This is a genomic window from Solilutibacter tolerans (assembly GCF_900155935.1).
Classification (GTDB): Bacteria; Pseudomonadota; Gammaproteobacteria; order Xanthomonadales; family Xanthomonadaceae; genus Solilutibacter; species Solilutibacter tolerans.
This window is the reverse complement of the sequence record NZ_FTLW01000009.1, coordinates 1-7,868: the sequence shown is the minus strand read 5'-3', so window position 1 is coordinate 7,868 and position 7,868 is coordinate 1. Positions and strand designations below refer to the sequence as shown.

General features: G+C 50.8%; 10 protein-coding genes. All 10 read right to left on the bottom strand.

Annotated features, from left to right (window positions below):
* Positions 1–428: 428 nt before the first annotated feature.
* The 10 genes from BW989_RS12130 to BW989_RS12860 all read right to left on the bottom strand — a co-directional run bounded on the left by BW989_RS12130 (position 429) and on the right by BW989_RS12860 (position 7,272).
* Complete coding sequence (locus BW989_RS12130; protein WP_076588684.1) at positions 429–662, bottom strand: LapA family protein; 234 nt, start codon at positions 660–662, stop codon at positions 429–431.
* Positions 663–815: 153 nt separating this feature from the next.
* Positions 816–1,406, bottom strand: a complete 591-nt coding sequence (locus BW989_RS12125) for a cation efflux transmembrane domain-containing protein (protein WP_278245881.1) — start codon at positions 1,404–1,406, stop codon at positions 816–818.
* Positions 1,407–1,464: 58 nt separating this feature from the next.
* Positions 1,465–1,854, bottom strand: coding sequence for a hypothetical protein (locus BW989_RS12120; protein ID WP_076588680.1), 390 nt, complete (start codon positions 1,852–1,854; stop codon positions 1,465–1,467).
* A gap of 118 nt (positions 1,855–1,972) precedes the next feature.
* On the bottom strand, positions 1,973–3,652 hold the full coding sequence (locus BW989_RS12115) for a DUF262 domain-containing protein (RefSeq protein ID WP_076588677.1): 1,680 nt from the start codon (positions 3,650–3,652) through the stop codon (positions 1,973–1,975).
* A 130-nt stretch (positions 3,653–3,782) separates the two neighbouring features.
* Positions 3,783–4,064, bottom strand: coding sequence for a hypothetical protein (locus BW989_RS12110; protein WP_076588675.1), 282 nt, complete (start codon positions 4,062–4,064; stop codon positions 3,783–3,785).
* A gap of 83 nt (positions 4,065–4,147) precedes the next feature.
* The gene (locus tag BW989_RS13000; RefSeq protein ID WP_425476664.1) at positions 4,148–4,756 is read right to left on the bottom strand and encodes a dual OB domain-containing protein; all 609 of its coding nucleotides are present in this window, start codon (positions 4,754–4,756) and stop codon (positions 4,148–4,150) included.
* A 4-nt stretch (positions 4,757–4,760) separates the two neighbouring features.
* Positions 4,761–5,249, bottom strand: coding sequence for a DUF488 domain-containing protein (locus BW989_RS12995; protein WP_076588673.1), 489 nt, complete (start codon positions 5,247–5,249; stop codon positions 4,761–4,763).
* Positions 5,246–5,797 (bottom strand): DUF488 domain-containing protein, encoded by a 552-nt coding sequence (locus BW989_RS12100; protein WP_076588672.1) that lies wholly within the window; start codon positions 5,795–5,797, stop codon positions 5,246–5,248. Before BW989_RS12100 ends, BW989_RS12995 begins: the two co-directional genes overlap by 4 nt.
* Before the next feature lie 467 nt (positions 5,798–6,264).
* On the bottom strand, positions 6,265–6,558 hold the full coding sequence (locus BW989_RS12095) for a hypothetical protein (RefSeq protein WP_129582932.1): 294 nt from the start codon (positions 6,556–6,558) through the stop codon (positions 6,265–6,267).
* 117 nt (positions 6,559–6,675) lie between these two features.
* Positions 6,676–7,272 (bottom strand): cold shock and DUF1294 domain-containing protein, encoded by a 597-nt coding sequence (locus BW989_RS12860; protein WP_076588670.1) that lies wholly within the window; start codon positions 7,270–7,272, stop codon positions 6,676–6,678.
* Between the last annotated feature and the right edge of the window lie 596 nt (positions 7,273–7,868).

Here is a 7,868-nt window from a genome sequence, read left to right as displayed (position 1 = left end):
GACTTGCGTAGCGGCATCGGCGATGTGGTAAACGCTACCACATGAGCCGGGCCGCGAAGCAAGTTCGGCTTGAACGAATTGTTAGACCTGTGAACGACCATTTTTGGTTTGCAATGCTTGGCTTTTAAGTGAGCTGAGCCCAGCTTTTCCAAACACTTTCGTTGAACAGGTTTAGCGTCCGGCGAAGCGGACGAGTAGGGCGTGCGCGAACACCATCGAACGCGACAACTAGGCTTCCGCGTTTGAACTTTTAAAGTCTCGCTTCTGTGCGCGCGTAGCGGGCACCGCTGTTGAGCAGTGCGACCGCTTTTGTCGCTCTGCGGTTTGCCTTTGATGCGCAAACCGTGTGCTTTCTACACAGGTCTAACGCCTGAGTTAAGCCGAGCCGCGAAGCGGCTTCGGCTTGAACGAATTGTTAGGCTTGGCGCCTACTGACGCGGTTGAACAGGCTTGGTCGCTCCGCGAACCCAGGAGCGCACAAGAGATATCACCAGTCCGCCAGTAAGCATGCCAAGGAAGTACACACCTGAGACCAGAAATGAGAGTGGAACGGTGAGAGATGATGAAAGGAACGAGACTGTGACCGTTTCAATGTTCTGAACCTTGAAGGTCACCACTGCAAGGGTGATAAGAACAATGAGTGCCAAGTAGATGTAGCGCATCTTTGAACTCCCCGTGGACTACGTGATGTAAAGCCTAACGCTTAAGTTAAGCCGAATTGCAGCGCGTAGCCAAGAATATGGCAAGCTCCTCCTGCCATGTTGTTGGCGTAGCGATGCAATTTCGGCTTGAACGCAATGTTAGGTGTTTCTGCATCAGTCACTGGGAGCGCCTGATTTTTGCGATGACGCATCCCTAAGAATTTGGATCCCGCCACGAAGCACAACAAATGCGATTACGAAGCCAACTATAAGATCAGGATAACGACTGCCAAACGCCCACACGAGCGCGCCAGAAAGAATGACGCCCAGGTTGGCAATGACGTCATTCTTGGAGAATATAAATGACGCCCGCATGTGCACGCCACCGCTTCGGTGCTTGGCAATGAGAGAAAGGCAAATAACATTAGCGATCAATGCAACGGTGCCTACTGTGACCATCACCGTGCTTTCGGGGTCGCTGCCGAGAACGAATCGCCTAATTACATCGGTAAGCACAATTAAGGCTAGGGCCACTTGGGCAAAACCACTGAATTTTGCAGCTGTTATCTTGAGAATGTCGCTTTTGCCAACAGCATAGAGACTGATGGCGTACACACCTGCATCCGCCAGCATATCTAAAGAGTCGGCGATGAGGCCCGTGGATTGCGCAAAGAGCCCAAGCGCCATTTCGACGGCGAACATGAAAGCATTGATCCCAAGAATGAGCCTGAGAGTCTTTCGTTCCTGCTCGTTGTTTGCCTCCATCTCGCACCCGCAATCGGACATGTCAACCTCGAAGTCTGTAAAACACCTAACGCCTGAATTAAGCCGCGCCGCGAAGCGGCGTCGGCTTGAATGAATTGTTAGGCAGCGCCCGAAAGAACCTGGGTACCACCCAAGAGATGAGCAGTGCAGCTATGGCTCCGGCAGCGATGAGAATGCCGAGTGAAAAGACTGCAACGCCGCAAGCGATGGAGCCGAAGAAGGCGCCGCTGGACATAGCGCCAGTTAAGGCGCCGACAAGCCAGCCTAGGGATATCCGACGTCGGTATGAAGAGCCTGCAAATGCCGCAGTGCAGATGATGATGAGAAGAAAGCCAAGCATGTAAAGGCTGGCACCAGCTCCGATGGGCTCGGGGTCGGGTGCGGCAATGCGAGGCACGGACAGCACCGTTACCGAAAGAAACCCAATCACGAATGCGACAGTCTTCATAAGCTGCCTAACGCCTGAGTTAAGCCGACCTGCGTAGCGGTGCGGCGGTGTGGTACACGTTACCGCATGAGCCGGACCGCGAAGCAGGTTCGGCTTGAACGAATTGTTAGCTGACAGGCTATTTGATTGGCCACGCTTTGACAGCAAGCTCCGCCATTTGCTTCTGCCTTGTTTCAATAGTGTCAGGTGTCCATTCAGTGAACTCGGAGATTCGTTTGGTGAGGGCTATGCTGGACTTGGCATATGCCTCTACCTTCTTGGAAAAGTCGTCATTGCCGGTTTTGCTATTTTCTTTCGAGTTCAAAAGGGCCAGATTTGCCAAGCGCTTCTGGTAGCCGCGGGCAAGATCAAGTTTCCAAGAGCTCTGCCAGCTTTCACTCAGGGTCAAAGGTAGAACGTGTTCCAAGTTAATATGCCCAGTATTGGGGTTTGGCACGAGTTCTTGGACTGAGCCTCCGGACAATGCTGATTCCAAACGCATCAAATAGTAGCGAGCCAGATTCTGTCTCGAGATTTGTGCAACAGTAAATGCTTGACGAAACGCTGCGTCTGTGGGGAGGGTCGTGAATGCTGCAAGAAGATCTTTCGGGGTTTTTATGCCGCCATCAAATACTGCTTTAGCCGTGTCGCTATAGATTTTTTCGAGTGTACCGCCACCTACGCCGCCAACAATCTGAAAGCGTACTGCGGCTGATTCAAGAAGGCGGAATGACTCGGATACGGCGGAGTCTCCGAACTTTTCTAGTATGGCAATGAGAAGTGGCCGAATCTGGCTCATATTTAGCAGATTAAGCGTTGCAGCGCGGCCGCTCACTTGCTTGTCATACCTCTGCCAGAGCTCATGATCTGTGTTCACAAGTGCGGAATACACCTTCACGGTATTGTTCAAATCCGTAGCAAGTTGCAGGGCGGATTTTTTGTTCGCGACCTTCTTTTTTATGGTGCTAAAAAGGTCGCGCTCACGCACTAAGCCGTACCGAGACATAGCAAAGTGACGAAGATAGGTAACGGTCAGAGGCTCCTCTGAGGTCGCTTCAAGTACAGCAATCATGGAAAGCCATCTATTCTTTGCTTCTTCCAGTTTGTCGCCTGACTTGTGAAATATGTAGTTCTTAAGCAGATCAGAAATCGCAAGTTCAAGGCCGCGATCGTTTAGCGTTTCAAAAATGACGAATGCATTGCTGTCATCTGGCGCGGCAACAACAATAATTTTTAAGTTCGACTCCAAATAGTCGAGCCAAGCATGAAGAGTCTCTTCCTCGTCTTTGCTTTCGGTTAGAACAGTCTTAAGAAATGATTGGATCTGCGAATAGGCATTGATGAGTCGCTGATGCGACTGTCGTTGGAATTTGCTACGGTCTACTGAATAGGCGTTCTCTATTAGCTCTTGGAAGAGCTCATTATCGACTTCGTTTAACGTAAGTTTCGGCTCTTTTTCTTTCGTTTTCCGATCTGTGTTTGCAAGGTAGTCGCCTTTTACAGATACGACAACTTCGTGATCGTTTTTTGCTGCGAAGATATCTTTTATGGCCGCTACTAGAAGGCTGATGGTGGTTAGTCGCTGTTGGCCATCAACTACTTCATGCTTTCCGTCGATTGGACCAGTCACAACGATGGAGCCAAGAAAATACTCACTTTCCTTGCTGCCGATAGCTTCGCGTATGTCCTGCAAGAGATCATTCACATGCTCTTGCTCCCAAGCATACGAGCGCTGATAAGCGGGCACTCGAAAGCGCTTTGTTTTAAGAACGTTGCTGACACCATCAAGATGTATTCGGATTTCTTGCACGTGTGACATCAATTGCTCCTGTCAGCTAACGCCTGAGTTAAGCCGCGCTGCGTAGTGGCACGGCGTTGTGCTAGAAGCTAGCACAAAAGGCCGGGCCACGAAGCAGCGTCGGCTTGAACGAACTGTTAGGCTTGCGGGCTTATGAATCCTTCTTCTGTTCAGCTGAGACTTGGCTCGAGTTGTTCGTCAAGCGGACGTTACTCAACAACTCAAGCTTCCCCGTGATTGCGAACTTTCCGAACAGATATATACCGTAAAGAACGCCCGCTAATTTCAGAAGGTCGAATGCACGGAAGTTTCTATTATTTGCAATGTCTTCCGACAAATTAAATGGGATCGCTATGAGTCCAGCTAGTGCAAGAATGCCGGCAATTATCCTAATTGCTTTCCGGGAGTCGATGATTTTGCTTTGTGTGCTCATGGATCTATCCAAGCAAGCCTAACGCCTGAATTAAGCCGCGCCGCGAAGCGGCGTCGGCTTGAATGAATTGTTAGGTGCCGCACTCAATACCAGCCAGAAAGCTGAAGGTAGCAATGCTCGTCCTGCTGGCCTTCCGGTGTCCACCATCTGGCTAGCGATAGCCGGACAAGGGTGCCAGCAGGAATAATCGGCTGAGGCGCGCTTATTCCTACGAAAGGCAAATAAGTCTCTTCCTGTAGGGTATTATAGTGGTATTTTGGCTTCCCAAAAGGAGCTTCGAGAGATAGGGCTACAGGGGTTTTCCAAAAGCAAACGCTAGAACTAGGAATATTTGATCGTTCAATATGCCAAGCTCGCCCGCGAGGTGTTAGCAGAGTTCCCTGAAAAGTCTCAGAGAGTGCGCCTTGATACACTGGTGCTACTGCATTTATATCCTGAACGATGTTATTAGAAATCCCGACACTAGTGGCGCTTTGTACAAGCATGTCTTCCACGTGCGGTGGTATGCATCTGGGCCTGCTTGTTAGTGCCACGTCCCAGAATTCCCCGACCTGAAAGGGAGCTGTAGATGGTTGATTCGCGCCAAGAGATGTCAAAAGTCTCACGTTCTTAGCGCCTTGGACAATCAGTCCTCCGATGCAGACGTTTCCACCACTCATGTTAGTTCTGGAAACAATTAGTACTCGCGCCACGGCATTATCTCCCCTGAATGTGAATGACCGGAGTCTGTCGATAGTTTGTGAGCCAATCTGTTACGAGCGAACGATGGCACGCTCGTTCTGCTGCCTCAACGCAGAAAAAACACGGCCGTTTGTAGCTCAAAATTTTGGCCCAAACATCCTCGGGATTTAGATTAACGAGAACATTCTCCGAGTATGCTGCTATGAATTCACAGCTAAGAATCTCGCGTTTTCTCTTGGCGACACCGCTCGACAAATCCTGCCTTTTCTGTGCATCCCGAACTGCGGTAGTCGGGGAAAGTTCCTTCAGGTAGAGGTATGCAATTCCGCGCCCCAATAGCTCTGCTTGTAAGGCGGTCGAGTTAAGAAATGAATACTGGCGCCCTCTCATGCCTCTCCGTTGGCGGATGTCAACTAGAGCATCAACGCCGTTAGCTTCAAGGCGATCAAAAAAGGTATTTTGTGAATATCCATATCCGCCAGTAGTGTACAAAGTATCGATCATTTCCTATATGCCCCTCTAGATGTTGTCAGCTTTTGTGGGATACCAAAGAAATCATTCTGCCCACCATCTAGACGCCTTATTACTTCGGCCTGAGGTATGTTATGTCCTTTCTCGTCAATGTGAACAACATCTATTGAAAGCTGGGCAAGCTCTTCTCCGATTAGCTTGCATCTGTGGCATTCCTCTGGTCTTAACTCGCTACACATTAAGCATACGCAGAAAGATTGTGAGTGGGCTGATCGGAGTCTTGCTAGGCCCTGTTGAAAGGCTGGGCTCTCGGCTAGTCGGATATAATCGACCCTGCCGTCAGGCAAGTAATCCTCGGCACGACTGGGTTTTCCGCCTAGGAGATCGCCCATGAAAACGTACCTGATCTTGTCAGCTAGTGCTGCGGTTCGCAAAGGTTGCTGAGAAAAACCTGGGTTGAACTTGGAGTACGGATTTGATCTGACGTCGATCAAGTAGTCACAGTTTCGCTCTCTGAGCAAGGAGCTAAACTGGGACCAAGATCTGTTGCCGTAGCCGATGCTGAAGATGGGATGGGTCATGTGCGATACTCTCTCATGCGGCACCTAACGCCTGGAGTTAAGCCGCGGTGCGCACGTGGCAAGCGGCGGGTTAGGCTGAAAGCCTACCCGCAAGCGCGGCCACGAAGCAACGTCGGCTTGAACGACCTGTTAGGCGCTGATGACGTTGTATCCCGTCCACCGCGCGATGCATGACCGCCCTTGCCATATCCGTGGCAATAACAAGGCTTTGAAACATGAGCCCCACAAAAGCGATGCGCCGCTTGCGATCAAGCTCGCTTGGCCGCATGCGGCGCACCGCTTTTGTAGCAGATCGGTTCGAATTCAGTCGATTGCTGCGTTTCTGAAAAGCGAGTGGGACATTTCCGTTGGCGTGTGCCCAGGCTTTCAATGAGAGGCAGGGGTAGTCGGCACTGCAGCCTAACGCCTGAATTAAGCCGCGCCGCGAAGCGGCGTCGGCTTGAATGAATTGTTAGGCGGCAAGAGACTCACAACTGACCGCCCAAACTCAAATGCAGCTGACCAACGACTAGAAAGGAAACTGAGAACCAACCAATAGTAGCAACTCCGCCCAGCGCCGCACCTTGCCATAGCCTCGCTTTCATCTTGTTGGAAAGGTAGATATTTAGAGCTAAGAACAAGATAAGTGCTAGTAGAAAAAAGGCGTAGTGAAATGGAACGTAGAGCAGCAAAGATAGCCCCATTGAATTTGGCAACGGCATGGCCAGCTGAGCCACAACCGGGATTGCCAAAAGAATGATTGATAGAGCGATGTTAGCCAAGAATCTCTGCATTGCCGCCTAACGCCTGAGTTAAGCCGACCTGCGTAGCGGACCGGCGGTGTGGTACACGTTACCGCATGAGCCGGACCGCGAAGCAGGTTCGGCTTGAACGAATTGTTAGGCAACAAACCGCTCGATGGTTCCAGATGAGACAAGCCATCCGACCAGCGCGATGTTAATTATTACTGTCAGCCAGAACGTAGTTTGGAATGAGGTCTTCACTGTCTTGTGACGGAACTGTTGTTGGGCGATCAGTGCGCCTGGCCAGCCACCAATTAGATCAAGAAAGTGCAGGGTGCTTTCGGGGGTGCGCCTTGAGCTATGTTCGGCGCTAGATTTGTCGAGGGCGTATGCCAAATAGCTCAGCCCACTGACAAGGGCATATGTGCCTGCGACGAGCCACGGAATTTTATGTAGAGCAGCTAGTGAGCCAATAATGGCCATTGCAATTAGGCCAAGTGCCTTACGCGGAAGCCTTGTTGGAGCGCTTTTCGTTTCTATCCTCTGCCCCGCAAAGCGAGTATTGGTGGCTCTTGGGCGGCCTCTGTCATCTGTGGATAGATCGTAGGAAATTAGATCACCGTTCTTTGGGCGATTGGAGCCGAATTGAAAGGCGCTTATGTGGACGAAGACTTTTGGCCCGCCACCATGCGGCACTGCGAAACCGAAGCCTTTATCGTCATTCCAGTCTTGGATTCTTCCGACTTGTCGCATCTTGTTCTTGTTGCCTAACGCCTGAGTTAAGCCGGCCTGCGTAGCGGCCGAGCGTTGCGGTACAACTTACCGCAAAAACGAGGCCGCGAAGCAGGCTCGGCTTGAACGAATTGTTAGGCCACGGGGCTTGGCGGTTTCAGTGGATTAATAAGCCAAGCATGACATGAGTTGCAGAAATCATTGGTCTCTGGGTGAAGCAGCCTAGAGCTAAACCATGTTTCAGCTATGCCGTTGCACTTTGGACAGCGGGGGAAGCCTACGAGAATGTTGTTCCATAGGATGGTCGCTATTGATACGAATGCGAACAATCCTAAAACCGGAGGCATCCATTGAGACCGCAGTATTTCCACTGAACCAACTGAAAGAAGACATAGGACGACGACAGCAATCGAGCTCACTCTGAAGGTAATTCTTAGAGCAAGTCTGAGCTTCTTGTTCTTTTGGCAAACATCTTGCCAGGCAAGGATTACTTGTGGGTCTACGACTGATCTCAAAGGAGTGGCCTAACGCCTGAATTAAGCCGCGCCGCGAAGCGGCGTCGGCTTGAATGAATTGTTAGGCGCCAGACCACTGATCGCCAAGGTCATGAATACACT